This window comes from Magnetospirillum fulvum MGU-K5, assembly GCF_000442515.1.
GTDB lineage: Bacteria > Pseudomonadota > Alphaproteobacteria > Rhodospirillales > Magnetospirillaceae > Phaeospirillum > Phaeospirillum fulvum_B.
Map to the genome: position 1 here is coordinate 1 of NZ_AQPH01000020.1, position 26,301 is coordinate 26,301.

Below are 26,301 nucleotides of genomic sequence, written 5' to 3' on the forward strand. Positions count from 1 at the left end.
TGGTCGAACGCGACCTGACCCAGCCGCATCTGGCCGCCTATCGCGACCGCCTCGGCATGGCCGCCCCCGCTGTGCCTGAGGCCGCGCCCGCCGCACCGCTGACCCTGGCCGAGATTACCGCCACCCGCGCCCTGCCCTTCCTCGACGCGCTGGTGCTGAGTGAAAAGATGCATGTCGTCAGCTTGGATCGCGGCCATGATCCGGCCCGACTGCGCGCCGCCGCCAGGGGCTGGAGGGAGTTCGCCTGATCGACCCCACCGGCGATCTCAGCGAGTTGTTGCGGGCCTATCGCCTGCGTACGCTCGGCCTGCTGACCCTGACCCCGCTGTTGATGCTGGCGCTGCTGTCCTGGCGCTATGGCTGGGGCGGCGCGCTCCGGGTGATGCTGCCCGCGACCGCCGCAATCGTGCTGACCCCGCCGCTGCTGGCCCTGGTCGGGGTGGGGTTCAGCTTCTTTGGCGCGATGGGGCTGGTGCTGGTGCTGTCGATCGGCACCGATTACGCCCTGTTCTGTGCCGAGGACCGCGACCGCGACGCGGCGATTCTGGTCTCGGTCTGTCTGGCGATGCTGACGACCAGCCTGTCGTTCGGGCTGCTGGCCTTCAGCGATGTCGCGGCGGTCCGCGCCTTTGGGGCGACGATGCTGACGGGCGTGCTGCTGGCCTTCCTGCTCGCCCCCTCGGTCAAACAGCGACGCGGCCTTGTCCCGGAGCGCAGAAAGCGATGAGCCTCACCACAGTCAAAATCCGCCGAGTCCGCGCCGCCCTGGTCCTCCTGATCGGTCTGGGACTGGCCGCCTGTGCCGCGCCCCCGCCGCCCGAGCCGGGACGGGTGACGATCGCGCCGGGGATCACCCTCTCTCTGCCCAGCCCCGCAGCCCTTGGCCGCAGCGTCGATGCGGTCCAGATCGTCACCGCCCGCCACCGGGGCGACATCTTTGTATTCGAAGGCCGCCTGTCGGTTGGGCCGGACCGATTGCTGCTGGTGGGAACGGATTCGCTGGGGCGACGGGCCATGACGGTGACCTGGAGCCAGGGGCAGATCACGGTCGAGCGGGCGGCGTGGCTGCCCGACACACTGCGGCCCGAAAATATCCTGGCCGATATTGTCCTGCTCTATTGGCCCGAAGCGGCGGTGCGTTCCGGCCTGAGCGGGGCCGATCTGACCGAGCAGGCGGGTGACCGCGCCATCGGCAGCGCGATCCTGGTGTCATGGCAGGGCGATCCGTGGAACGGAACCGCCCATCTGCGCAACCTCGTCTGGGAGTACGAGTTGGACGTTCGTTCGGTTTTGGTGGGACCATGAGTGCGCCGCTGTACCTGCCCGCGATGGCGGTCGGCTCCTGCCTCGGGCTGGGCAAGGCCGCGACGGTCGAACCGCTGTTTGCCGGATCGCGCCAAGGGATTGCCCCCCATCCCGATTATCCCGTCCCGGTCGGCGCGCTGCCGTCCGGTCTGCCCCCGCTGCCGCCCGCTCTGGCGGGGTGGGAATGCCGCAACAACCGTCTGCTCGCCGCCCTGGCCGCCGAGATCGGCGACGAGATCAAAGACGCGATCCGCCGCTTTGGCCGTCACCGGATCGCGGTGGTGCTGGGCACCAGTACCTCCGGCATCGCCGAGGGCGAACAGGCGATCGCCCACCATGCCCACAGCGGGTCCTGGCCCGATGGCTTTCATTACCGTCAGCAGGAAACTGGCGGCGGTGCCGCCTTCCTCGCCGATCTGCTGGGGCTGACCGGCCCGGCCTATGTCGTCGCCACCGCCTGTTCCTCCAGCGCCAAGGCCCTGGCCAGCGCCGCCCGGCTGATCCGGTGCGGACTGGCCGATGCCGCGATCGCGGGCGGAGCCGACACGCTGTGCAAGATGACGGTGTCGGGCTTCGGCGCGCTGGAAGCGCTGTCCTCCACCCCCTGCAATCCGTTCAGCGCCAACCGCGACGGGATCAGCATCGGCGAGGGCGGCGCGTTGTTCCTCGCCAGTCCCGACCCCGCCGAAATCGCCCTGGTCGGGGTGGGCGAGACCTCGGACGCCCATCATGTCAGCGCCCCCGATCCCGAGGGACGCGGCGCGCTGGCGGCGATGCGGGCCGCGCTGGACGAGGCCGGTCTGACGCCCGACGAGATCGCTTACGTCAACCTGCACGGCACCGCGACCCGGCTCAACGATGCGATGGAAAGCAAGGCGATGGCGGCGCTGTTTACCACCCCGGTCGCCTGTAGCTCGACCAAGGCGATGACCGGCCACACCTTGGGCGCGGCCGGGGCGGTCGAGACGGCGATCCTGTGGCTGACCCTGTCGCGGCGCTGGAACCCGGACGGTCGGGTGCCGCCCCATCTGTGGGACGGCATCAATGATCCCGATCTGCCGCCGCTGGCGCTGGCCGGGCCGGAAACCCGCCTGCCCGATCGCGCCCGGCTGGCGGCACTCAGCAATTCCTTTGCCTTTGGCGGCAGTAATTGTTGCCTCGCGCTCAGTCGGGAGGAGTCATGACCCTCGCCCCGGTCGAAACCCTGCTGCCCCACGAAGCACCGATGTTGCTGCTCGACGAGGCGCTGGCCGCCGATGCCGACAGCGCGCGGGCGGCAGTAACGCCTGCGCCGGATCATCTGTTCGCCACCGCCGACGGTATCCCGGTCCATGTCGGGATCGAGCTGATGGCCCAGACCTGCGGACTATGGGCGGGAGCCCAGGCTAGCCGCGAGGGTGGGCCGGTGCGGCTGGGCTATCTGCTCGGCACCCGGCGCTTTACCGCCAAGACCGACTGGTTCCGCCTGGGCGAGCGGTTGGAAATCTCGGCCCGGCTGGTGTTTCGCGACCAGGGGATGGGCGTGTTCGATTGCCGCATCGAGGATGCGGCGGGGGAGGTTCTGGCCGAGGCGCAACTGAGCGTCTATCAGCCGGATACGGAGGAAGAAGGACGATCATGATGTCGAGGACCATTCTCGTCACCGGCGCCAGCAAGGGGATTGGCCGCGCCGTCGCCCAGGCGCTGGGCCGGGCCGGATTCACCGTCGCAGTCCATTACCATTCCGACCGGGCCGGAGCACAGGAGACCCTGGACTCGATCGGCGGGACGGGGCGGCTGATCGGATTCGACAGCAGCGACCGCGCCCAATGCCGCGACCGACTGGAGGCCGACATCGCCGCCCACGGTCCCTATTGGGGCATCGTGCTGAATGCCGGGATCGCCCGCGACTGTGCCTTTCCGGCGATGGAAGACGAAGATTGGGATCAGGTGCTCGGCACCAATCTCGACGGCTTTTACAATGTGCTGCGCCCGACGGTGATGCCGATGGTCTCGGCCCGCAAGGGCGGCCGGATCGTGACAATGGCCTCGGTCTCTGGTCTGGTCGGCAATCGCGGTCAGGTCAATTATTCCGCCGCCAAGGCCGGGATCATCGGGGCGAGCAAGTCGCTGGCGCTGGAACTGGCCAAACGCAATATCACCGTCAATTGCGTCGCCCCCGGACTGATCGAGACCCAGATGATCGCCGAAGTCCCGCTGGACGAGGCGATGAAGCTGATCCCAATGCGGCGGCTGGGCCAACCCGACGAGGTGGCAGCGCTGGTGGCGTTCCTGTGTTCGGACGCGGCCGGGTACATCACCCGGCAGGTGATCTCGGTCAATGGCGGGATGGTGTGATGCGCAGAGTGGTGGTAACAGGGATGGGCGGGATCACCGCCCTTGGCAACGATTGGGCGACGATCGGCCCGGCCCTGCGCGAAGGCCGCACCGCGATACGCTCAATGAGCCCGGAGTGGGACCGCTTCGAGGGGATCAACACCCGCCTCGCCGCCCCGGTCCTTGATTTCAACGAGCCGGACCATTGGCCGCGCAAGAAGGTCCGCACCATGGGTCGGGTCGCCCGTCTCGCCGTCGCCGCCTCGGAAGCGGCGCTGACCCAGGCCGGGTTGCTGTCTGATCCGATCCTCGGCAGCGGCCGGGCGGGAGCGGCGTTCGGCTCGTCGTTCGGCTCGCCGGATTCGGTGCTGGGCTTCTATGAACTGAAGATGCACGGCAAGTCGCGCAACCTCAACGCCACCACCTATATCCAGATGATGAGCCAGACCGCCCTGATCAATGTCGGGCTGTTCTTCGGCCTGACCGGGCGGATGATTCCGACCTCGAACGCCTGCACCTCGGGCAGTCAGGCGATCGGCTTTGCCGCCGAGGCGATCCGTTGGGGCAAGGCTGACGTGATGATCGCGGGCGGGGCCGAGGAATTGGACATCACCGATTCCGCGGTGTTCGATACCCTGTTCGCCACCTCGATCCGCAACGATGCCCCCCATCTGACCCCGCGCCCGTTCGATCGCGACCGCGACGGACTGGTGATCGGCGAAGGCTCGGGCGCCCTGGTGCTGGAAGAGTACGAGCGGGCCAAGGCGCGCGGTGCGACGATCTTCGCCGAACTGGTCGGCTTTGGCACCAATTCCGACGGCAGCCACGTCACCCAGCCCCAGGCCGAGACGATGGCGATTGCCCTGAAGCTGGCGCTGGAGGATGCGGGCCTTCCCCCCGAAGCGATCGGGATCGTCAACGGCCACGGCACCGCCACCGAGGGCGGCGACATCGCCGAGACCCAGGCGACCGCTGCTTTGTTCGGAGCCAGGATGCCGATCCACTCGCTGAAAAGCTATTTCGGCCATTCGCTGGGGGCGTGTGGGGCGATGGAAGCGTGGCTGGGGATCGAAATGATGCGCGAGGGCTGGGCCTGCCACACCGCCAACCTCGACAATGTCGATCCCCGCTGCGGCGAGTTGGATTACATCCAGGCCGCACCGCGACGGCTGGAGACCGAGTATCTGATGAGCAACAATTTTGCCTTTGGAGGGGTCAACACCTCGCTGGTGTTCCGGCGCGTCGGCTGACGGCAGCTTTGAATAATTACAAAAACATCATCCGCCCGCCATCCTGCGGTAACCCCGACAGAGGCATGATGTTCTTGACCAGACAGGTAAGACCAACCGATTAACCGGCGAGCTTGAACTCCCCGCCCAGAGATCGGACCGATCTAAAGTCACAAGCCCCGCACGCCACACCCTCGTGCGGGGCTTTTAATTTATGGAACGATGGTCCGGCAGGCGGGGCGGGTCCCGTTGTCGCCCGGTTCCGCCCGCGACAGGGTGTGCACCGGATTGCTCAGCAGCACCCGGACCAGATCGGCCTGACGTCCCACCCGGGTTTTTTCGAACGCCCGCTTCATGTGGGTGCGCACGGTGTTCATGCTGATCCCGAGATCGTGGGAAATTTCATCGGGCGAAAGCCCCTCGGCCAGCATCCCGGCGACATCGGCCTCGGCTCCGGTCATTCCGTACATCTCGCTCAGCGCACCGCGCTGGATTTCGTAATGGACATCGGGATCGCTGGCCAGCAGGACGACCAGCGGCGTTCCCGGCGCATCGCCCCCCAGATCGATCCGCACCGCACTGACGACAATCGCCAGCGGCGACCGCTCGGAAGCGCGGGAAACAGCAAGGGTGCGGCTGGGCTGGGAATCTCCCCCCAAAGCGGCGCGATAGCATTCCTCCACCGCCGCCAGAATCCGGGACCGGTTGTGCGACGACGCGGCATGGACCCGGCCGTTCTGAATCGAGATTTCACCGTCGCGGGCCAGCGAGCGCATCTTTTCATTATGATAGACGACGGTACCGTTGCCTTCGAGCAGGGCCAGCGCCGGGGCAACCCGATCGAGCGCGGCAAAAGCGGCGTGGCGTTGGCGCTTTTCGGCCTCCGCCAGGGCGAACAGACCCAAAGCCCGGTTGAGATGGGAAGCGACGATCCTCATCCGCGCCAGATCGGTGGCGTCGAACGGAGGCTGGGTCGGCGAGCGCATCACCCCCACCATCCCGAGGCAGGTGGAATCCACCGCCACAATCGTCCCGAGACTGCACTGAATACCGTGCTGCGCCAGGGCATCGTAGGAACGGCGCGCCGCCTTATGGCATTCCAGCGCGATCAGCGGCGCGATCTGGTCGGTCTTACGCTGGGGGAGGACAGGGAAATTCGACGATGACCACTCGCCCGAGGCCGAGGCCATCGTTTCGAGCCAAAGCTGTTGCGCATCGCGGTCGATGGTGCTGGACAGGGTGCGTTTGATTTGTCGGCTGTTAGGCTCGGCCAGCAGAATGAGCCGCATCGGAGCATCGAACATCTCGCCCAGCCGATCCAGAACGCTCATCCACCCGTCTGCGTCGGCCGCCGACCCGTAACACACGTCAATAAGATCAAGAATCCGCGTCATATCGGCAATCGTGATGCCGCCCTGGTCCATGGTGCCCCCGCCAGCATCACCCAATTCCGTTCACCTCACCCGCCTGTCGCTCATTTTTCCTCCACGCCTCGTTTGGTGTTGGGCTAGGTACTCTCCCCCCCTCCATACGTAAATACGTAGAGACTACGCAAATACACCACCTTTTCGGGTGAGCGTCAGACTTTCTTTATTTATCAAGAGCCTGCCACGGGTCTCGCCGCGATCACCAATGCGCGCATTCCTTTGCATTATCATCTATTCAGGTGATGCCGACCGCAGTGCGATTTGTAAGACTGCGCTTTCGACCTGAACGCTCGCACAACACTCCGCCCGACGGGCAAGGAACAACAAACGCCCTGCCGCCGATAAAGGTGGAAATTTGACGAACAGGGGGAGAGCCATGACGATCAGATTTCTCATCGCCGACCGCGATCCGGCCTGCATTCAACGGCTCACCTCGATCCTGACGGACAGCACCGACACCTATTGTAAGATCGTGTCGCGAACCTCTGCCGCCGAGGCGTCGGCTGCGCTCAAATCGAAATGTTACGATGTGGCCCTTCTCGCCTACGATTTCGTGACGGACCCTCGCTTTGAACTGTTCGACTTCCACGGACCGACCACCAACCGGACCGCGATCATCATTCTCAGTGATTCCCCCCGTAAGGATTGGGCCTTTGCCGCCCTGCAAAAGGGCGCGCAGGATTTCATCGTCAAGGACACGATCGATTCGTTTGGTCTGATCAAGGCGGTCACCTATGCGATGTTCCTCAAATGCAAGGAATTCGAGTTGCGCGTTTCGGCGCTGCGCGACCCCTTGACCGGGATTGGCAATCGCAATCTCTTTGACGAACAGGCGGCAACCCTGCTCAATCAAGCCAAGCGCGGCCAGGAAAAGGCCGCCATCCTGTTCATGGATGTCGATGGGCTAAAAGCGGTCAACGATACCCACGGCCACGCCCTGGGCGATCGGTTGCTCAATCAGGTCGCGACGCGGATCGTCGGGCAGATGCGGGAAAGCGATGTCGTCGCCCGGGTCGGCGGCGACGAGTTCGTTGCGATGCTGACGCATATCAACACCCCCAACAGCATCACCTTGATCGAGCACAAGCTCAATCATGCGGTGTCCCAGACGCCCTATCGGATCGACGGGATCGATATCCAAATCGGGATGAGTTGCGGAAGTGCGATCTACCCCGACGATTCCCAGGAGATTTCCGACCTGATCCAGATCGCCGACAAGCGAATGTACGAGAAGAAAGCCAGGAAGAAAGCGACCCCCTCTCCCTCCCCCGTGCTGTACTGGTCGAAATCCTGACCGGACCGCCCTCGCCTCTCTACCGACGAGGCCAGCACGGACCTCCTCCTTAATCTTTTGCTCCGATTCCCTAAACCATTAGATTATTCTGGTCTGCGATAACGGCTCGCATGAAGGGAATGTGCGCTCTCGCTCCCGTCTTGTGGCGAACCACACGGCAGGGACGTCGCCTCTCCCCAGAAAGGGAAAGTGGTGGAATTACCTCCACGCTTCATTGTTGCTCTGGTTGATGGCGATCCCGCCACGCGGGACCGGATCGCCGAAACACTGTCCGTGAACGGGTACGACGTTCGCGCCTATGTCGACGGCACCAGCTTCCTTGAGTCGCACGATGCGCTGGCGATCGGCTGCATCCTGATCGACCTCGATCTCGGCACCGATTTCCTCCCCAAGATCCGCAAGCGGGGCTATGACGCTCCGATCATCGTGATGTCCGCCGAAGGCAATATCCCGCTGGTGGTCCGCGCCATCCAGTCGGGCGCGCAATCCTGGCTGGGCAAGCCGGTCGATTGCCACCAGTTGCTGTCGGTGGCAAAGCAGGCGTGTCACCTTCATCGGTTCTATCGCCAGCGCTTTATCCCGGCCAAGGATGCGATCGCGAAATACCAGCGCTTGACCCGGCGCGAAAGCGACGTCTTCTGGCTGCTGACCAAGGGGATGTCGAGCAAGGAAATCGCCGGTCAGCTTGGGATCAGCGTCCGCACCGTCGAGACCCACCGCGCCCATGTCTTCGAAAAGTTCGAGGCGACCTCGCTGAAGACCCTGATCGACCTGACCGTTCCGCTCGCCGCCCTCCACGCCTGAGCCGGAACGGTGCCGGGGACTTTCGCCTGCCGCCGCATCATGGCATCGTCAACAACCGCGACCAACCCAGAGGGGACGCCATGCCGAGCGAAGCCGATGCGATCTTGCTGACCGAGCGGAGCGGAGCTGTCGCGACGCTGACCCTGAACCGCCCCGCCGCCCGCAACGCCCTGTCGATGGCGCTGATGCGCGAATTGGAGGCGGGGCTGGCCCGGCTGGCGGAGGACACCACGATCAAGGCGGTAGTGCTGGCGGCGAACGGCCCCGCGTTCTGTTCCGGCCACGATCTCAAGGAAATGCGCGGACTGGACGGACGCGACGCGGTGGCGGCGGTGTTCGATCAATGCGTCCGGGTCATGACCGCGATTGTGCGCCAGCCCCAGCCGGTGATCGCCCGGGTTCACGCGATGGCGACCGCCGCCGGGTGCCAGTTGGTGGCGTCGTGCGATCTGGCCTTTGCCGCCAGCGACGCCCGCTTCGCGACGCCCGGCGTCAATATCGGGCTGTTCTGCTCGACACCGATGGTCGCGCTCAGTCGGGCGATCGGGCGCAAGGCGGCAATGGAGATGTTGTTGACCGGCCATCCGATCGACGCCGCCACCGCCGAGCGCTGGGGGCTGATCAATCGCGCCGTTCCCGCCGAGGATTTGAACGCCGTCACCGCCGAGATTGCGGCGCTGATCGCCGCGAAATCGGCTTATACGGTCAAGACCGGCAAACAAGCCTTTTACCGTCAGGCCGAGATGGGGTTGGACGACGCCTACGCCTATGCCGCGCGGGTGATGACCGAGAATATGCTGGCCGCTGATGCCGCCGAGGGAATCGACGCCTTCCTGACCAAACGTCCCCCGGTGTGGCGGGACTGATCGTCCCAGCCCGCGCCGAAGCCAGAAGCGATCCCGTCGCCCTGCACTTTCGGATCATTACAAAAATATCATCCGCCCGCCATCCTGCCGTAACCCCGGCCCAGGCATGATGTTTACGACTCGACAGGCAGTACCCCCCGATGGACAGGCGAGCTTGAACTCCCCGCTTCGAGATCGGACCCGACACAGTCAAAAGCCCCGCACGCCACACCCTCGTGCGGGGCTTTTCCTTTTCACGGACGGCACGGGAAACGATGGTCAGGCGCTGCCATAGCGTTCGGCCACCGCCAGAATCTGTTCCAGCGAGACCAGAAACGCATCGACGCAGGCCGGATCGAAATGGCTTCCCCGGTTGCTGCGCAGGAAGTCGAGCGCCTTGTCCAGCGGCCAGGCGGGCTTGTACGGCCGCACACTGGTCAGGGCGTCGAAGACGTCGGCAACGGCGGTAATCCGCCCGGCCAGGGGAATATCCAGTCCCGATACGCGTTTGGGATAGCCGGTTCCGTCCCACTTTTCATGATGACTGAGCGCGATCGCCGCCGCCATCTGGAGCATGGGAGATTGATTGTTGCGCAGGATCTGCCAGCCGATCTCGGCATGGGTGGTCATGATCTCGCGCTCTTCCGGGGTCAGAGCCCCGGGCTTCAACAGCACATGGTCGGGAATGCCGATCTTGCCGATATCGTGCATCGGCGCGGCGGTGAAGATCAGATCGACCTCTTCGGACGGCAGCCCCATCCGCGTGGCAATGATCTGACAATAATTGGACATCCGCAGCAGATGCGCCCCGGTTTCGTTGTCGCGAAATTCGGCGGCGCGCGACAGCACCAAAATCGATTCACGCTCGCGCGCGACGATGGCATGGGTTGCCTTGCGCACCTCCTCGGCCAGCAAAACCGCCTGGGTTTTGGTTTGCTTGTGGTGGCGGCTGAGGCTGAGCAGGTTGCGCACCCGGGTCAGGAACTCGATCTTATCGACGGGTTTGCGCAGGAAGTCGGTCGCGCCCAACTGAAGGGCGCGATAGCGGACCTCCATCGTGTCCGACGTCGTCACCATGATCACCGGAATGTCGGTGCGGCTGGGATTGGTCAAAAAGGCTTCGATGAACTGCAACCCGTTGATCTTCGGCATCACGTAATCGACGATGACCAGATCGACATCGTTCTGAAGACACCAACTCAGTGCGACCTGGGGATCTTTGAACGGAACCGCCGCGTCTTCCGCGATCATGCTGGAGACAAGCTGGGTGAGGTGCTTCAGAACGCTTTCGCTATCGTCGACAATCGCAATCTTTACCGAGCTGTCCGCCATTTTGAACGCCCTGCCATCTGTCTGAAACACCGTGACAGAGCCGTCAGGCGGTGCATCATGGTCTCTGGGGAAATGATCGCAGACGATGATGGTCGGAACCAAGGTCTATCTGCGCCATTGCCTCCGCGATTTGCAGATCACCCTCTGTTTTTTGCGGGTATCGAGACACATCTTTCGGACGAGAATGATCGACCTCTCTGGCGCAGGATTCCGACGATGACCGACACGCACCCCCGCCTTCCCCTGTCCGCAAACGATTTGGTTCTGGTTGCCGATGACGAAACGTTTTCGCGGTTCATGACGATCGAACGGTTCGGCCAGATGGGGAAGCCGCAGATTTTATCGGCACGCGATGGTCACGAAGCCCTGGAGGCGCTGAATGGCAGCCGGGCGACGGAAATCCGGGTGGTGGTGCTTGATTTCAACATGCCGGGCGCCAACGGAATCGAAGTGTTGAAAGACATCCGCAGCGGCAAACTGGCGGTTCCCCATGACGTGATCGTGATGATGATCACCGGCATCGATATTCTGGGCATTGCCACCGCCGCGATGGTGCTCGACGTTGACCTGTTCCTCAATAAACCGACCGCGACCGCCGATCTGCGCCGTCATCTGATCGACCTGCTGGGCAGCGAGCGCGATTGTGCGCCCCCTGCGCATTATGCCGGGCTCGACGTGGACTGGCTGATTTCGGGCCAAGTGATCGACACCACCCTCAGCGGCGGGGAAGACATCCCCCTGGATGCCTTGAGCGAGGGCATGGTGATCGCCAGCAATCTGCTCGATCCGCATGGTGGATTGCTGGTGGCAGCCGGAACCCGGGTGACCCCCCGGCTGCGGCGTCTGCTGCGCGGGCTGGCCGCCGCCGGTCTGCCGTTCGAGGGATTAAAGGTGATCCGCCCCATCTGAGCCGCGGCAGGATCAGCCGCGCCCAGGACCTACGGGCACTTCGGCCGGAACCTCTTCAACGCCGATTTCTTCCAGCCGCTCGATCAGATGCCGGGTCAATTGAGTGCCCGCCTGCAACAAGGTATTCCCGTCGGCGGCGATCAGATCGGCGGCAAGCTTGGTTCCGGGCCGAACCCGCCGAATCGGCGTCATCGGGATCAAGCGCGGCGCGGCGCGGGACGGTGCCGCCGGGTCCATCCCCTCGGCCGCCGCCAGCATCCCGGCAATATCGAGCGCGGCGTAATACTCGACCGGCTTGATCACCCGAGGCGAATCCGGCGACAGAAAGTGGAACAGCCGCGTCGCCAGCTTTTCCTTGCCGAACGGCTTCGACATAAAGGAATCGGCATCGAGCGCCAAGGCAACCGCCGTCAGGGCGAAGCTGGTCGAAACGGTGGCGACAATGAAATAGGTATCGTGCGGCAACGGCAACCGGCCTTGCCGCAAATCACCCAAGAGTTTGATCCCGGTTTCATCGGGCATGTAATGATCGGAGATCACCAGACTGAGGGCGGGATCGGCCTGCATCGCCGCCCGGGCCTCGGCCCCGGACCCGGCAAACACGACATGAAGCGCGCCCAGCGATTCGAACAGCTTGGCGATCACCTTGCACGAAAACTGTTCGTCATCGACGACCAGAATGCGGAACGACGGGGTAGCTCCTCCAGTCATCGGCGGGTCATCCTTGCGAACCGACAAGAACTATCGCCCGCGGCATGCGGCGAAACGTCTTCGGCGCTTAAATCAAACCAGGATAAGACAGCGTTTGATTATGGCACTGGATGCAGGCGAAAGTCGCGCCAAAACAACAGGCTTCCACGCGGTGGGGAGAGGACTTTCCGCCCTCCCCCCCGCGTTCATCACCGCAATCACAGACACAAAGCCTCGGGATCGGCCCGCATCAAGCGCTTGTTCATCTTACCGATGCTGGTCTTGGCCAAGGTCTTGACGAAGCGGACATGGAGCAGCAGACCATAGCGGGAAACACCCGCCGCCTCGATCGCCTTCGCCGAGTAATTGCGTAAGGCATGTTCGGTGATCGTACCGACATGCTCGGGCTTCAAGATCACCAGCGCGACCGGGCGTTCGCCCCACTTCTCGTCCGGGATACCGATCACGGCGACCTCGTGCACTGCTTCGTGCTTCGAGATAATGTCTTCCAACTGCAAGGACGAGGTCCACTCGCCGCCGGTCTTGATGACATCCTTGATCCGGTCGGTCACCTTCAGATAGCCCTCGGCGTTAATGTTGCCGATATCGGCGGTGTGCAGGTATCCGCCGCCCCAAAGACTTTCCGAATCCGCCTCGGTCCCGACATAGCCCTGGGTCAGCCAGGGAGAGCGCGCCACGACCTCGCCGGTCGCCCGGCCATTATGCTCGACCTCGCGCATCTCTTCATCGACAACCCGCAGATCGACCAGTGGCAACGGGCGCCCGGTCTTGGCGCGGATCACCGATTGTTCTTCGTGCGAGCGCTCCAGCATCCGGTTTTCCAGATGCGCGATCGACAAGACAGGACAGGTTTCCGACATCCCGTAGCCGGTAAAGATGTCGATGCCGCGCTTTTGCGCCGAGGTCGCCATGATTTCGGGCAAGGCCGATCCGCCGATCAGAACCTTCCAGCCGGAAAAGTCGGTCCGGCTGGCCTGGGGATGCGACAGGATCATGTGCAGGATGGTCGGAACACAGTGGGAGAAGCTGACCTTCTCCTCGGCGATCAGGCGACAGATCAATTCGGGCTGATAGCGGCCAGGATAGACCTGCTTCATTCCCATCATCGTCGCCAGATAGGGAAAGCCCCAGGCGTGGACGTGAAACATCGGCGTGATCGGCATGTAGACATCTTCGCGATGGACATGCCCCTGGTTCGGTGCGCCTCCCAGGGCGGCGGCGCAGCCCAGCGTGTGGAGGACAAGCTGGCGGTGGCTGAAATAAACCCCTTTGGGATTGCCGGTCGTCCCGGTGGTGTAAAAGGTCGTGGCCTGGGCGTTTTCATCGAAATCGGGAAAGTCGTACTCCGGTGACGCCGCCGCCAGCAACGTCTCGTACTCGCCGGCCACGGGGATCGGCGCCACCGCGGACGCGCCTTCCTCGACAATCATCACAATTGTCTTCACCGTTTCGAGACGTCCGGCGATTTCCGCCAAAATCGGGAAGAACTCGCTGTTGACGATCAGGAAATCGGCGCGAGCGTGGTTCAGCGTATAGAGAATCTGTTCCGGGGTGAGGCGGACATTCACCGTATGAAGAATTGCCCCCATCATCGGGATGGCAAAGAACGCTTCGAGATAGCGATGACTGTCCCAATCCATCATCGCCACGGTCTGTCCGGCCTGGACATCAAGGCCCGCCAACAGATTGGCCAACCGCCCGATACGCTCCTTCAGAGTGCGATAATTGAAACGGACCCGACCCTGATAGGTAATCTCCTGCTCCGGCGCGATCGCCAGCGGGGTCAGCAAAAGTTGTTTAATCAGCAGCGGATATTGATAGGCAGAAGGGGTAGAACCGACAACCCGGACGGACATGAAGCACTCCCTAGCCCGGAAATGACAAAAAGATCACAGATTGTAGCCCAAGGCGTGAAGCGGACATAGGACCGGGTTGTCATTCTCCGCGCCTTCCCTTTTCAAGCGAGACACCCCCTTCTGCTTCGCGGAGCAAGCGGGAGATCGGGCAATCATTTGTTTTGAACCATTACAAAAATATCATCCCCCCGCCATCCTGCGGTAACCCGGATTGAGGCATTGTGTTCTTGTCCAGACAGGTATGACGACCCGAACGACCGGCGGACTTGAACTCCCCGCCTCAAGATCGGATCAATCGTAAAGTCCAAAGCCCCGCACGCCCACCCTCGTGCGGGGCTTTTACGTGTCCGGAGCCTTGGTGCCGCCTTATCCGCTCGCGGTCTTGTTCACGTGGGGGACATGGCGCAGAATCGTCGAGACCAGCGCCTCGGGCGAGATCGGCTTGACCACCCGATCGACCATCCCGGCGGCAAGGCAGCGGACCCGTTCCTCGTCCATGGCATGAGCGGTCAGCCCGATCACCCGCAGACCGGGGGCGAAGCGGGAAATCTCCTGCGCCAGTCCATAGCCGTCGAGTTCCGGCATCTGCACGTCAGTCAGCACCAGATCGAAGGCTCCGGCCCCGACCTGAAGCAGATGATCGAGCGCCAGACGGCCATTTTCGAAGCAGATAAAGCTCGCCCCTTCGATCTGAAGCATGTCGTCGAGAACAAGACGATTGACCTCGTTATCCTCGGCCCCCAACACCCGCAGCCCGGACAGGCGAGTGGCAGTCTCGGCTGCGGCATCGGGACGTAGGGAATGTTCGATCAACAGCCGCCGCAGGTGACGGGGACGGAACGGCCGCTCGATCACCACCGCACCGGGCGGGATCGCCGCGACGGGGCCGGTCTCTCCCGGCTGGACCAGCACCGCGACCTGCTGTCCGCGGTCAAGCCGCGCCCGTATCGCGGCGGCCTGGGCGGGATCGGCCAGAGCCTCCCGGTCGATCAGCACCAAGGCAACGTTCCGATCAGACGACAGGTCCGCCGCCGACATCACGCGGCCGCTGGGCAGGCTCCGCAGCGCCTGATCCGTCTCGAAATCGGTCAGACCGCGCAGGGCGACCGAGACCTGGGGCCACGGTGGGGCGGGATCGGCCCCAATCAGCGGCACGGCAACGGTGAAGGTGCTGCCCTCCCCCACCGTACTGTCGAGGGTGATCGCGCCCCCCATCAGATCGACCAGATTGCGTGAGATCGACAGGCCAAGCCCGGTGCCGCCGAACCGGCGGGTGGTCGATCCGTCGGCCTGCTCGAACGGACGGAACAGACGTCCCGCTGCCTCGGCGGAGATGCCGATCCCGGTATCGCTGATGCTGAGAACCAGTTGGTTGGGGGTTGTCGCGACACCCAGCGTCACTGTCCCTCCGGTACGGGTGAATTTGATTGCGTTACTGAGCAGGTTGATCAGGACCTGATTCAGTCGGCTGGGGTCACCCTGGCAGCGCAGGGGAATATCCGGCGCCTCGCGCACCTCGACCCGCAGCCCCTTGTCCCACGCCCGCAAGGCCAGCATGTCGACGGTACGGTCAACCACCGCGCCGATCTCCATCGGAATCGCCTCGACCGTCATCTTGCCGGATTCGATCTTGGAGAAGTCGAGAATATCGTCGACCACCTGTTTCAAACCGTGACCGGCATCGAGGATGCGGGTGAATTTCTCCCGCCCTGCCGCCTCGGCACAATCGCGCGCGCCGATTTGGGCAAGGCCGAGGATCGCGCTCAGGGGGGTGCGGATCTCGTGGCTCATATTGGCGAGAAACTCACGACGCAGATTGGCCAGACGCTCGGCCTCGGCCAGCGCCGCCTCGCGCGCCGCATCGGCCGCCTTGCGCACCGAAATGTCGCTGAAGCTGACCACCGCGCCGACGATATGGCCGTCACGCACCATCGGATGCGTCGACAGGCTGACTGGGATCACCCGCCCGTTGGCCGTCCAGAAAAATTCATCGTCCGAACGATAAACGATCCCGGTGTGCAAGGTCTCCAGCAACGGGCAGGTTTCTTTGGCGAAGGGGGTGCCGTCGGGATAGCTGTGATGCAGCATCTCAAGGCTGGTCCGCCCGATCAATTGTTCGGGCCGCCAGCCGAGGAGTGCGCTGACCCCCGGATTGACGAAGGTGATGCGGCCTTTGGTATCGACGCCGTAAATCCCGTCGGGCGTGGATTCGAGGATCAGACGCACGCGGGACTCGGCGCTTTCCAGGTCGGCGGTGCGTTCGGCGACCAATTGCTCCAGGCCTTTGCGATAGCGTTCGAGTTCGTCCTCGATCGTCTTGCGCGCCGTGATGTCCTGGCCAAAGGCGGCAAAGCGGGTCGCCGCGATCCGTACCGCCGCCAAAGACACCCACACCACCGCCCCAGACGCGGCGACAAAGCGGTATTCGCCACTGATCCGACCAGCCGGACCGGTCAGGATCGCAAAATCCTCCTGAACCCGGCTCAAATCCTCGGCCGAAACAACATCGCTAAGATGGCGGGCACAGATTTCATCCAGGCTCCACCCCAACATCGCCTCGGCGGCGGGATTGACGTCGCCGAAGCGCCCGTCGCTATCCACGACAAAAATCCCGAGGGGAGATTCCTCGACATAGGTGCGGAAACGCTGCTCGCTTTTCCGCAACGCGATCTCGGTTCGATAACGCTGGGTGATGTCCTCGACGACGGAAACGAAATAATCGGGCTCGCCGTCGGGTTTCGTCACCAGCGCCACGGTCAGGTTGATCCAGACGGTGTGTCCCTGCTTGTGGATGTAACGCTTTTCCAGTGTATAGGTCTGGATCTCCCCCGCCAGCATCTGGCGGACACTCTCGATATCGGTATCGAGGTCGTCGGGATGGGTGATCGCCTGAAAATCAAGGCTGATCAATTCTTCGGCATCGTAGCCGACGATCTCGCACAGCTTGCGATTGACCCGCAACCAGCGCCCCTCGGGCGACACCAGCGCCAGCCCCATTGCCGCCTGCTCGAACATCGCTTTGAAGCGCTTTTCCCCCTCCTCCAATTGTTCGGCGCTGCGGCGATTTTCCTGTGCCCGCAATGACGCCAGATGCAGATAGAGGGTGTTGTTCTCCATCAACAGCACGATCAGGGCAATCGCCTCTCCCAGCAGCCCGAACGCCCGCCCGAGATACCACCCCAGATCGAAACGGGCGTGGTTGAGCACGGCGGACACAGCGCTGTCGAAAATCCAGATTCCCAGCAGCACCATCAGCCACAGATCAAGATGAGTCCGATTATGCAACCGGAACAGCAGCCCCAGGGCGAGCAGGCTCATCGCCCAGGTTCCAAGCGCCACGATGACTTTCGCCGGGTTATCGCGGTGCCCGGTCATGATCGCGGGCAAATAATCGTGCCCGAGCGTGGTCAGCAGGGTCAAGGCAACCACCACGGCCAGAACGGAAACCAGCGTCAGCACCAAGGCGGTGGGCATCGATACGTGGCAGGGGCAATCCCGCAGCGGGGCATAAAGGGCAACGAACAGGGCGAAGCCGCCATGCCACAGGAAGTAGATCCAGGCGGTGCTTTGCGACCCAGCCCCCAGCAGCCCGGCGGGCGCGAACAGGCCGGGGAAGCTGAGCGCGTGAACGCAGGCCATCGCCGCGCTGAACAAAAACCCTCCGGCAAGAATCAGCAATCCCCAACTCCGCACCATCCGGAACTGGAACAAAAGCAGGGAAACGATGATCAAGCTGAGAGTGACGAACGCCGATTCATAGATCGGCAGGAACGCCCAAACCTCGACGAATTGAATCTGGGCAAACGGCGCGACCAGCAGGAACGCGACAAAGGCCAGCCCCGCCGCGATCAGGGCGATCCGCCGCTGCCCCACGGTCGGGGCAATCGTAGAGACAAGAGGAAGGGGCGCAAGCGCAGAGAGTTCCGGGATGAGACGGCTCCGCCTTCTCTCCTGATCGTCGGCAGCCTCCCTCATCGTCCACCTCACGACATTGGAAGAAATTGTTTCGCCGCTGTCGTCGGCTGCACTGGAGAGGTCACGACCAAGGCGGGTGTTTGACACAAAACGCTATTACAGACTGAATTCGGTCAAATCCTGCATGTCTGCCTACCGCCAGACCTACCCCAATGGACAAAAGGTATATGACAGCCGCTGCGAAAACCACAACTCTTTAGATTATCCTCTCATCCTATCTGATTTCAGATCAGCACATATGGCTTTGATACCTTAGGGTATGCCCCCAGAGATTCTACACTAGCGCGAAAACTACAGAACCGTTGCCGCCGCGACACAGCCTCAACCGAGCGAAGGAGGGACCGCTTATTTTTTCGGGAACAAGGCCCGATGCAATATAGCCTTTGGTAATAGTCGATCGCGTGCGGTATCATCGCCACCACGACCATTGCGACAAAATGAGGCGGTCACGATGATTGTGGCGTCGTCCGGCTGGCCCGATCTCGAGCTTCTTGAAGCCGCGCCGATCCTGGTCTGGCGCTCGGGTCTCGACGGTCTGTGCAACTGGTTCAATGCGTCATGGCTGGCCTATACCGGCCGGACGATGGCGCAGGAATTGGGCAACGGCTGGACCGAAGGGCTCCATGCCGAAGATTTCGACCGCTGCCTTGAAGCCTATCTCGACGCCTTTGGACGGCACGAGCCGTTCCAGATGGAATACCGGATCATGCGGGCCTGCGGACAATATGGCTGGATCGTCGATTACGGCATCCCGATTATCGACCGCGACGGCAACTTCCTCGGCTATGTCGGCTATTGCTTCGATATCACCGCCCGGCACGAAGCCGAGGAGAAGCGCGACCACCTTTGCCACGACCTTGAACAATCGAACGCCGACCTGGAACAATTCGCCTATGCCGCCTCGCACGATCTGCGCGAACCGCTGCGCAAGGTGGCGGGCTTTGCCGCATTGCTGGGCAAGAGTTGCGCCAGCAAGCTCAACGATGAGGAACGGGAATTCCTTCATTTCGTCCTCGACGGTGCCAAGCGGATGGACGAGATGATCTGCGACCTGCTGGCTTTTTCCCGGGTCGAGCGGTGCGGAGCCCCCCTGGAGCCGATGGCGCTTGGCGAGGCGCTCGATTATGCCCTGTTCAACCTGTCCCAGACGATTGAGGAGAAGAAAGCCGCGATCGAGATCGGGTTCGACCGAACTCTGGCGGTGAAGGGTGACCCCCACCAGATCGCCCGGCTGTTCCAAAACCTGATCGGCAACGCGATCAAGTACTGCGCCAAGGACGTCACCCCGCGGATTCACCTGGACGCGCTGCTTGTCCCCGAAGGATCGGTCACCCTGACCGTCACCGACAATGGAATCGGCATTCCGCCCGATTCCGCCGAACACGTTTTCCAGCTTTTCCGCCGCCTTCACACCCACGACGAATATGAGGGGACTGGAGTCGGCCTCTCAATCTGCCGCCGGATCGTCGAACGGCATGGCGGCACGATCTGGGTCACCCCCGCCGAGGGCGGGGGATCGGTGTTCCACGTCACCCTGCCCCGCTAAATCCGGGATTATCACGCGAATCCGAGGAACAGAACCAATGCCCGGTTGCGAAATGATGAAGGCAGAAGACCTGATGCCGTAGAAGCCGGCCTGTGATCCCGGTGGGACCGGCGTGGGGTCCGGCGGCCTCCAGGACCCGAGAGCGGGCGAACGGGGGCGCCCGGCCTCGTTCGTGTGGGAATAACGTGGGACGGCGACGACGGGGAGGTATTGTGGATCGGCCCGGACAGCATCGACAGGCCACAAAAGGAGAAGGCCCCAGCGGCATTACCGCTGGGGCCTTCATTGGCGCGCCCGGAAAGACTCGAACTTCCAACCCTCAGATTCGTAGTCTGATGCTCTATCCAATTGAGCTACGGGCGCTTCTCGGTCCGAAGCAATGTGCCCCGGCGAGGAGGCGGAACTTACACAAACCCTCTCCCCCCTGCAAGCCAAAAATTCATCTTTTTTCGTTACCCCCCTTTCGCCCTCAAACGCTATGGATAGGACCACGCCACGAGTACCACCAATCGAAATGCGGACTTGTGGCAACGGAGATGATTGCGTAAAATCCGCCCCAAAGTTTCCGGGGGACGTGCGCCTATCACTGTCCTAAGCGACAGTCGTGCCCCTGGCGGTCTTTGTCCGAACCGGCGAACCTGAAGGATCTGCTAATCCAATGGCCCTGAATAAGACTCACGCCGCAGCGCTTTGCGCGGCTCTCCTCGCAGGCGGATGCACCTTCGCCGAGGATGCGCTGTTCCCGGGAACGGCGAGCTCGGGCCAGTCGGCGATCACCGAACAAGCCCCCAATGACGGCCCGCCCGCGTTGGGATCGTCCAGCTTCGATCCCGTCGGGGTCACCCCCGCCTCGTCAAGCGGAACCTATGTCGGGGCCAAGGCGGCGACGCTGCGTAACGATCTTCAGGGGCTTCAGGCGACGCTGGGCCGGCAGAACCAGATGCTGCAACAGATTCGCTCCGAGACCGTGCAGGATTCCCAGCGCTATCACGGCACTGTCGCCGCGATCAACGCTCGCCTTCAGGTCGGCACCACGCCGGGCAACCCGATCCTGAACCAGCAATGGAACGCGGCGCAGAACGAGTTGGATCGGATCACCGACGACGTTCTGAAAATGAACCGCCTGACCAACGAAGTCACCGCGTCGTCGACGATGGCGGGCTACCTGCTGGAATCCGTCCGCGCTGCCCGCTCGCTGTCCGGCGCGGTTGACGAGGATCACCGCCAGCTTCGCATTCTCGAGGACGAGACCAACCGCACCGTGGTGATGGTCGAACGCCTGCTGGGCGAACTGACCAACGACGCGGTTCGTCAGCAGCAATACGTCGCCTCGGAAAAGCAGAACCTCAACACCCTGGCTCTGGGCATCAAGAACGGCGCTCTGTTCGTCGGCAGCCTCAGCAACCAGCCCAATTCCAGCTTCACCGCCCCGGCGGCGCGGGCGGCGGTGCCGTCCGGCGACCAGCCGCTGGTCACGATCCGCTTCGACAAGCCCAACGTCAATTACGAACCTGCCCTGTACGCCGCGGTCAAGAGCGCGCTGGATCGTCGTCCCAACGCCACCTTCGACGTTGTCGCCGTCGCTCCGACCGGCTCGAACCCGGCCCAGCAGACCGTCGCCGCCAGCAATGCCCGCCGCAATGCCGAATCGGTGCTGCGCTCGCTCACCAACATGAACATGCCTGCCTCGCGGGTGCGGGTCAGTGCCAGCACCAGCCCCTCGGCCAGCACCAACGGCGAAGTTCAGGTCTTCGTCCGCTAATCCGGACGATAGCTTAAAATGGAAAGCCCCGGACCGCAGGCGCGGTTCGGGGCTTTTTCTTTGGTGATCGGAAAAGGCAACCGCGAGACGAGGACTTGCCCCGCCTCGCGGCGATATCGTTTGCCGAAACGTTCGGTTACTGCGCCCGGTGCGGTTCGGCGGCGGCAGCGGCGGTCTGGACCGACTTCTGCAACTTCTCGAACGCACGGACCTCGATCTGGCGCACCCGCTCGCGCGAGATGCCGTATTGGCGGGACAGATCGTCGAGCGTCGCCGGTTCCTCGCTGAGGCGGCGGTGGGTCAGGATCGCCCGTTCGCGCTCGTTGAGGCTGTCGAGTGCGGCGGAGAGAAAGCCCCGGCGGCGGCCCAATTCCTCGCGCTCACCCAGCTCGGTTTCCTGATCGTCGCGATCATCGACCAGCCAATCCTGCCACTCCCCTTCGCCCTCGGCCCGCAGGGGCGCGTTGAGCGAGTGATCGGGGCTGGAAAGGCGGCGGTTCATGTTGACGACCTCGTCCTCGCTGACGTCCAGCTTGGCCGCGATCTTGCCGACGATTTCGGCGGGCAGGTCGCCCTCTTCGATCGCCTGCATCTGGCCCTTCAGCTTGCGCAGGTTAAAGAACAACTTCTTCTGCGCGGCGGTGGTGCCCATCTTCACCAGCGACCAGGAATGCAGGATGTATTCCTGGATCGCGGCGCGGATCCACCACATCGCATAGGTGGCGAGGCGGAAGCCGCGATCGGGGTCAAAGCGGCGAACCGCCTGCATCATCCCGATATTGCCTTCCGAAATCATCTCGCCGAGCGGCAGTCCGTAGCCGCGATAGCCCATCGCGATCTTGGCGACGAGACGGAGATGGCTGGTGATCATCCGTTCGGCGGCGGCGAGATCGTCGTTATCGCGATAGCGCTTGGCCAGGACATATTCCTCCTCGGCCGGCAGCATCGGGTATTTGCGGATGTCTTGAAGATAACGCGTCAGGTTGCCCTCGGGGGCGAGCGACAGGGTCGAAGCGATTGCCGACATGCTCACGTCTCCTCTTCCGGTGTGGAGGGTTTTCCCTCGTTCACAGAGCGAGGCGCCGACCTTCGGCACCGCGCCCCGTCTCTCACCGCTCACTGGAGACAGATAATGCCACAGCTATGGGGTCAAGTATACTGGATTCTATATCGTCTCTAAAATTTTTATCAAAGCATTGATATCCGGAGGTATAGCGCTTTCGAAGCAGAGGGAGCATCCTTTGGTAGGATGCTGGAACCCGAGCAAAAAGGCATGCAAAGCCTGGCGGGGAAAAGCAGTCAGTGCAGCCCGAACATCCGCAGGTAAGGAGGCCATACGTCCTGACCGAACTCTACCATATGTCTTATCCCCAACCAACGAATGTCCTATACTTGTCATATGAACTCTGATCTGGTGAGTTCGACCCGTTGCCAGACGACATTCAACCAAACTGACAGAACCGCCCGCATAGATCTTCACGACACGGTAGCGGGTCAGCGCCCGCTTCCCGCCACCCGAGACGACGGCCATGGTTTTACGGTCATTGGGATTGCGTCCGATATTGCCTTCGATCTCGCCCGATGATGGCGACGGCACCCCCCAAACCAGAGCGCGATAGGCCCGTTCCAGAGTGTGGGCGGCAAATTGCTCGGACAGCCCGCGGTGGGCAGCATCGGTCTTTGCCGCCACCAGCAGACCGCTGGTGTCCTTATCCAAACGATGCACGATTCCGGGACGGCGAACCCCGCCAATTCCGGCCAGCGACTCGCCGCAATGGGCCAGCAGCGCATTGACCAGAGTGAAATCGAGATTGCCCGGCGCGGGATGCACCACCAGCCCCGGCGGCTTGTCGATGACAATCAGATCCTCGTCCTCATGCACCACCGAGAGCGCGATCTCTTGCGCTTCGGGGATCGCCGGAGCGTCGGGCGGCACGCTGACCTGATAGGATTGCCCGGATTTGACCCGACACGAGGGGTCGAGTATCGTCGCCCCGTCGAGGCTGACCCGCCCGTCTTCAATCAGCCCTTTGATCCGGCTGCGCGACAGATCGGGCTGTCGCATCGCCAGCCATTTGTCCAGACGTTGGCCGACCTCGTCGGGCGAAACCGGCTCGGGAGTGTACTCTCGTGAATTCGTCTCGTTCATTCCCCTATCATCGCCGATCCGGGCTGCGGCCGCGACCGGGGAAATTAAGGAATCCGACATGAAAGCGCTGAAAGCGTTGGTGATCTTTTTAGGGGTGTTGATCGTCGCCGGGGTGGGGCTGGTGATCTATGGCGTGGCGTCGAAGGTCGGACCGAAACCCGCCCCCGTTGCGTCGAGCACCGCCACCACTGCGCCGACAGCGCCGAATGCCGCGCCCCCCTCCCCGGCCGCGCCGTTTGGCTCGATCGATATCCCCCTGCCCGATGGAGCGACAATCCAGCAGGTTTTCGCCGCCGGGGACCGCGTCATCGTCCGCGTTGGCACCGGCAAGGGCACCGGCGACCGCCTGATTGTCCTCGACCCCACCCACGGCCAGGTGAGCGGCAGCTTCGGCTTTGCCGCCGCGCCGGAGGCCAACGCGAAACGATGATCCTGGTTGACCGCTCCGATCTGACTGCGGTCTGCACCGCCGCCGAGGCCGCCTTCCCCGCCGAGGGATGCGGCCTGCTGGTCGGACGCGGTGACCGGATCGTGCGAGTCCGCCAGATCATCCCCGCCGAGAATATGGAGCGGGAGCGGCGCAACGATCGGTTCGAGCTTGACCCCCGCGCCCGCTTTGCCGCCGAACGGGCCGTGCGCGGTGGCCCCGACCGCATCGTCGGGCACTGGCACTCCCACCCCAATGGCAGCCCGTCGCCCTCGCCCGCCGATATTGCCCGCGCCTTTGAACCCGAGATGATCTGGCTGATCGTCGCCGTCACCCAAGATGCCGACGACCTCCCCCGAGCCAAGCCGCCCCGTGCCTTCCGTCTCGATGCCCGGACCGGCATGGCCCAGCCGGTGCCGCTGCGCCTCTACCCCGCCGCACCGTGAAAATAGTGCTTGCGTTCGCCAGACGATTCCTCCATAAAGCCGCACCGCGCCTCCAACGTCCCCATCGTCTAGAGGCCTAGGACACCGCCCTCTCACGGCGGCAACCGGGGTTCGAATCCCCGTGGGGACGCCAATCGCTTTTCTTCCAGAAAAATGCAGCGTTATCAACGACTTGTCAGACCATCGACAAGGCGGCACACACACGCCCAGCCTGCCTTCATGGTAGCTATTACAGGCGGTGTGAACACCTCCCCTCGAAAACGACAGATGACCCGGCCGATTCGTGGACGATGGCGGGTTCCGGTTCTACCCGGCGCGGAACATCCGCGCCCAGAGCGATCTTTGATTGAAGTGCGCCCTCTCTTGACAGCTTACTGCGCATGGTGGATCAGTTGCTCAAAGCCAATGTCAGGAGGTCCCCCATGCGTCGACCACCCCTGATCCTGTGTGATCTCCTGGCGGGATGTGCTGGCGGCACTGTAGTCACGGACGGAAACGAATACACAGTCACAGTCAATTGGTCTAGCGGGAAACGATCAGAAGCCCTTTCTGTGGACGATGCTCACTGCGGAAAGTATGGTCGTGTTGCTCGCCTTAAGGATGCTGGAGCAGATACATTCTGGGTTCATTATGACTGCATCAAGCCCGGATCGAACTGATAGAAAAGATGCTCCCATCTGCTGATCAGCTAACCCATGAGGCTCATCCAGAGCTGTTCCACTACACAAGCAAGGCTGGCCTTGAGGGGATCATCACCTCTCAGAGTCTATGGGCGACACGATATGACTGCCTGAACGACTCACAGGAAGTCTTCCAGATCAAGCCACTACTGATCCGATCTCTGGCCGAGCGGTGCAAGCGATATTTCATGGAGGCCAAAACAGGCAACCTCTCCACGAAGTTGCTGATTGCAAAGCATGGTGGGACCGTAGCTGCGTCGCGAGAGTTTGCCATCAGGACCATCAACAGCCTGTACACGGTCTCGTTCGAGGGGAAGCCGAACTCTGTCGCCTACATGACCCCATTCATCACGTCCTTCTGTTCCCATGAGGGGGACAGTGAGTATGAACGGCAGAACGGCTTGTTGAGCCAGTGGCGTGGGTATGGGCGGGATTCAGGCTTCGCCATCGTGTTCGATACCAAGGCCCTGTGGCAGGCGTTCGAGCAGGATGCTGCCGTGTACTCCTACACGACGGCACAGTTCCCTGACGCCTATTATACCGACGAGGAGGCCCTCGCTGATCCCAACTTCCAGCCGCTGATAGAGAACCTGTTCAGGTACTTCCTGTATGCTGAAGACAGGATGGCGGATGTGCTGGGGGAGGCGCTGGTCCCGTTCCTGAACCTCGTCACCCGCAAGAAGCACAGAGGATTCAGGGAGGAGCGGGAGGTCCGCTTGGTCGTCTTTCCCAGGACAGAAGAAATATTCCGACAGTTCGCCAGTCAGGTTCGGGCTGAAATTGAGTTCACAGGCAAGCGCAAGGTGGTTCACACGGCCCCTTCTGGGAAGTCTTATGTGGTTCTGTTCGAGGACACGAAGCGCCTTCCTATCAAGCGGATCATCGTTGGGCCGGGGGCTGATCAAAGGGAGAAGGTACAATTCGCTAAGGATCTGGTCAGGTCGAAGATTCAGATCGTGAGGTCCGAGACGCCTTTCATCGATCGATAGCAGTTTAAACTGCCCGGCCACGGCCTGATGGAGAACCGCTCGGGCCTGATCGTCGACACAATACTGACCCGTGTCTCGGGCCATGCCGAACGGCTGGCGGCGTTGGACATGATCGAGCCGTTGGCCGACCGGCTCCGCGACATCACGTTGGGGGGCGACCGGGGTTACGATGCCGCCGATTTCGTCGAGGAGCTGCGGACGCTCAATGTTCGCCCCCGTGTGGCACAAAACATCAACCGGCGGCGCTCGGCCATCGACCGGCGCACCACCCGCCCCGTCCTTCCTTCGCGCGGCGAACG

General features: G+C 62.7%; 23 protein-coding genes, 2 tRNA genes and 1 pseudogene. 18 read left to right on the forward strand and 8 right to left on the reverse strand.

Annotated elements, in window-relative coordinates:
• From K678_RS18990 to K678_RS07135, 7 genes are all read left to right on the forward strand, one after another.
• Nucleotides 1-248, forward strand: a 248-nt coding sequence (locus tag K678_RS18990) for a hypothetical protein (protein ID WP_021131781.1), incomplete at its 5' end; no start/stop codon positions are given.
• Nucleotides 249-277: 29 nt separating this feature from the next.
• A complete protein-coding gene (locus K678_RS18995; protein WP_196802548.1) occupies nt 278-727 on the forward strand; it encodes a hypothetical protein in 450 nt (149 codons plus the stop codon).
• Nucleotides 724-1,305 carry a DUF3261 domain-containing protein gene (locus tag K678_RS19000; RefSeq protein WP_021131783.1) on the forward strand — a complete coding sequence of 194 codons (582 nt, stop codon included), beginning with the start codon at nt 724-726 and terminating at the stop codon, nt 1,303-1,305. Before K678_RS18995 ends, K678_RS19000 begins: the two co-directional genes overlap by 4 nt.
• Nucleotides 1,302-2,489 (forward strand): beta-ketoacyl-ACP synthase, encoded by a 1,188-nt coding sequence (locus K678_RS07120; protein ID WP_021131784.1) that lies wholly within the window; start codon nt 1,302-1,304, stop codon nt 2,487-2,489. Before K678_RS19000 ends, K678_RS07120 begins: the two co-directional genes overlap by 4 nt.
• Nucleotides 2,486-2,926, forward strand: a complete 441-nt coding sequence (locus K678_RS07125) for an ApeP family dehydratase (protein WP_021131785.1) — start codon at nt 2,486-2,488, stop codon at nt 2,924-2,926. Before K678_RS07120 ends, K678_RS07125 begins: the two co-directional genes overlap by 4 nt.
• Nucleotides 2,923-3,642, forward strand: a complete 720-nt coding sequence (locus tag K678_RS07130; RefSeq protein WP_331270948.1) for a 3-ketoacyl-ACP reductase FabG2 — start codon at nt 2,923-2,925, stop codon at nt 3,640-3,642. The genes K678_RS07125 and K678_RS07130 overlap by 4 nt, the downstream gene beginning before the upstream one ends.
• Nucleotides 3,642-4,871, forward strand: coding sequence for a beta-ketoacyl-ACP synthase (locus K678_RS07135; RefSeq protein ID WP_051185866.1), 1,230 nt, complete (start codon nt 3,642-3,644; stop codon nt 4,869-4,871). Before K678_RS07130 ends, K678_RS07135 begins: the two co-directional genes overlap by 1 nt.
• Nucleotides 4,872-5,062: 191 nt before the next feature.
• Here the strand turns inward: K678_RS07135 and K678_RS07140 are convergent, their stop codons facing one another.
• Nucleotides 5,063-6,181 carry a helix-turn-helix transcriptional regulator gene (locus tag K678_RS07140; protein ID WP_196802549.1) on the reverse strand — a complete coding sequence of 373 codons (1,119 nt, stop codon included), beginning with the start codon at nt 6,179-6,181 and terminating at the stop codon, nt 5,063-5,065.
• Between the two features lie 472 nt (nt 6,182-6,653).
• On the opposite strand from K678_RS07140, the gene K678_RS07145 reads away from it, so the two are divergent.
• The 3 genes from K678_RS07145 to K678_RS07155 all read left to right on the forward strand — a co-directional run bounded on the left by K678_RS07145 (nt 6,654) and on the right by K678_RS07155 (nt 9,241).
• Complete coding sequence (locus K678_RS07145) at nt 6,654-7,571, forward strand: GGDEF domain-containing response regulator (protein ID WP_021131789.1); 918 nt, start codon at nt 6,654-6,656, stop codon at nt 7,569-7,571.
• A 192-nt stretch (nt 7,572-7,763) separates the two neighbouring features.
• The gene (locus K678_RS07150) at nt 7,764-8,375 is read left to right on the forward strand and encodes a response regulator transcription factor (RefSeq protein ID WP_021131790.1); all 612 of its coding nucleotides are present in this window, start codon (nt 7,764-7,766) and stop codon (nt 8,373-8,375) included.
• Nucleotides 8,376-8,455: 80 nt separating this feature from the next.
• Nucleotides 8,456-9,241 (forward strand): enoyl-CoA hydratase, encoded by a 786-nt coding sequence (locus tag K678_RS07155; RefSeq protein WP_021131791.1) that lies wholly within the window; start codon nt 8,456-8,458, stop codon nt 9,239-9,241.
• Between the two features lie 258 nt (nt 9,242-9,499).
• Here K678_RS07155 and K678_RS07160 read toward each other — a convergent pair whose 3' ends face one another.
• The gene (locus K678_RS07160) at nt 9,500-10,552 is read right to left on the reverse strand and encodes an HD domain-containing phosphohydrolase (RefSeq protein ID WP_021131792.1); all 1,053 of its coding nucleotides are present in this window, start codon (nt 10,550-10,552) and stop codon (nt 9,500-9,502) included.
• 216 nt (nt 10,553-10,768) lie between these two features.
• Between K678_RS07160 and K678_RS07165 the strand changes: the two genes are divergently transcribed.
• On the forward strand, nt 10,769-11,461 hold the full coding sequence (locus K678_RS07165; protein ID WP_021131793.1) for a response regulator: 693 nt from the start codon (nt 10,769-10,771) through the stop codon (nt 11,459-11,461).
• A 12-nt stretch (nt 11,462-11,473) separates the two neighbouring features.
• Here the strand turns inward: K678_RS07165 and K678_RS07170 are convergent, their stop codons facing one another.
• The 3 genes from K678_RS07170 to K678_RS17650 all read right to left on the reverse strand — a co-directional run bounded on the left by K678_RS07170 (nt 11,474) and on the right by K678_RS17650 (nt 17,901).
• Complete coding sequence (locus tag K678_RS07170) at nt 11,474-12,172, reverse strand: response regulator (RefSeq protein WP_021131794.1); 699 nt, start codon at nt 12,170-12,172, stop codon at nt 11,474-11,476.
• Nucleotides 12,173-12,369: 197 nt separating this feature from the next.
• Complete coding sequence (locus tag K678_RS07175; RefSeq protein ID WP_021131795.1) at nt 12,370-14,028, reverse strand: fatty acid--CoA ligase; 1,659 nt, start codon at nt 14,026-14,028, stop codon at nt 12,370-12,372.
• A gap of 366 nt (nt 14,029-14,394) precedes the next feature.
• On the reverse strand, nt 14,395-17,901 hold the full coding sequence (locus K678_RS17650) for a PAS domain S-box protein (RefSeq protein ID WP_021131796.1): 3,507 nt from the start codon (nt 17,899-17,901) through the stop codon (nt 14,395-14,397).
• 553 nt (nt 17,902-18,454) lie between these two features.
• On the opposite strand from K678_RS17650, the gene K678_RS07185 reads away from it, so the two are divergent.
• The gene (locus tag K678_RS07185) at nt 18,455-19,549 is read left to right on the forward strand and encodes a sensor histidine kinase (protein ID WP_021131797.1); all 1,095 of its coding nucleotides are present in this window, start codon (nt 18,455-18,457) and stop codon (nt 19,547-19,549) included.
• Nucleotides 19,550-19,835: 286 nt separating this feature from the next.
• On the opposite strand, the gene K678_RS07190 is transcribed toward K678_RS07185, so the two are convergent.
• A tRNA-Arg gene (locus tag K678_RS07190) sits at nt 19,836-19,912 on the reverse strand.
• 295 nt (nt 19,913-20,207) lie between these two features.
• Here K678_RS07190 and K678_RS07195 point away from each other — a divergent pair.
• Entirely contained in the window at nt 20,208-21,311 is a 1,104-nt protein-coding gene (locus tag K678_RS07195) for a hypothetical protein (protein ID WP_021131798.1), read from the forward strand.
• 136 nt (nt 21,312-21,447) lie between these two features.
• Here the strand turns inward: K678_RS07195 and rpoH are convergent, their stop codons facing one another.
• Nucleotides 21,448-22,338, reverse strand: coding sequence for an RNA polymerase sigma factor RpoH (rpoH, locus tag K678_RS07200; RefSeq protein ID WP_021131799.1), 891 nt, complete (start codon nt 22,336-22,338; stop codon nt 21,448-21,450).
• Nucleotides 22,339-22,476: 138 nt separating this feature from the next.
• Nucleotides 22,477-23,460, reverse strand: coding sequence for an RluA family pseudouridine synthase (locus K678_RS07205; protein WP_021131800.1), 984 nt, complete (start codon nt 23,458-23,460; stop codon nt 22,477-22,479).
• A 58-nt stretch (nt 23,461-23,518) separates the two neighbouring features.
• Here K678_RS07205 and K678_RS07210 point away from each other — a divergent pair, with 58 nt between their 5' ends.
• The 5 genes and pseudogenes from K678_RS07210 to K678_RS18570 all read left to right on the forward strand — a co-directional run.
• Nucleotides 23,519-23,890, forward strand: a complete 372-nt coding sequence (locus K678_RS07210; RefSeq protein ID WP_021131801.1) for a hypothetical protein — start codon at nt 23,519-23,521, stop codon at nt 23,888-23,890.
• A complete protein-coding gene (locus K678_RS07215) occupies nt 23,887-24,333 on the forward strand; it encodes a M67 family metallopeptidase (protein WP_021131802.1) in 447 nt (148 codons plus the stop codon). The genes K678_RS07210 and K678_RS07215 overlap by 4 nt, the downstream gene beginning before the upstream one ends.
• A gap of 57 nt (nt 24,334-24,390) precedes the next feature.
• Nucleotides 24,391-24,466 (forward strand) — tRNA-Glu (locus K678_RS07220).
• 534 nt (nt 24,467-25,000) lie between these two features.
• Nucleotides 25,001-26,002, forward strand: a complete 1,002-nt coding sequence (locus K678_RS07225; protein WP_021131803.1) for a DUF2971 domain-containing protein — start codon at nt 25,001-25,003, stop codon at nt 26,000-26,002.
• A 15-nt stretch (nt 26,003-26,017) separates the two neighbouring features.
• Nucleotides 26,018-26,275 (forward strand): annotated as a pseudogene (locus K678_RS18570) (transposase); the annotation flags it as partial.
• Between the last annotated feature and the right edge of the window lie 26 nt (nt 26,276-26,301).